The 424-nt window shown below is 64.6% G+C and carries 1 pseudogene; it reads right to left on the bottom strand.

Going from position 1 to position 424, the window contains the following annotated elements:
* Positions 1 to 424 (bottom strand): annotated as a pseudogene (locus tag ACF8O8_RS13435) (hypothetical protein); the annotation flags it as partial.

The following is a 424-nucleotide window of genomic DNA, read 5'->3' as shown; positions in this document are numbered from 1 at the left end:
AGGTTTTGTGTGCTCCAGTTGCTCGGCCGGCATCAGGTCACGCAGTTGATGCTGGTAGGCCGAGACCGACAGGCTCAGCTCCAGGGCCATGCCTTCGGCGTCGGCGAGCGCCACCACCACCGGCACTTTCGGTTGAGTCCAGGGGTAGTGCCGGGCGATGGCAGTGAGGTTGCCGATGGGCAAGGTTTCGGTGATCGGGTCGCTGCTCCAGGTCAGCGGCATGCGCTGCTCGGTTGGCTTGAAGTCTTCGACCCAGGTTTGCAGGGCATTCACTGGCAACACATGGGGCTGGGTGGACGGCGCCTGGTTGCCGCTCACCAGCTCGGCCATGTCCAGTTGGCGCATGTGCCGTTTGCGCAGGGCTGCCGAACCGGTGATACGGGCGGTGATGGCGTTGGTCCACAGGTGCGGGCTGTAGCCGATC

Source organism: Pseudomonas sp. TYF_14, from assembly GCF_043105275.1.
Taxonomy (GTDB): domain Bacteria; phylum Pseudomonadota; class Gammaproteobacteria; order Pseudomonadales; family Pseudomonadaceae; genus Aquipseudomonas; species Aquipseudomonas alloputida.
This window is presented reverse-complemented; position numbering and strand designations above follow the sequence as displayed.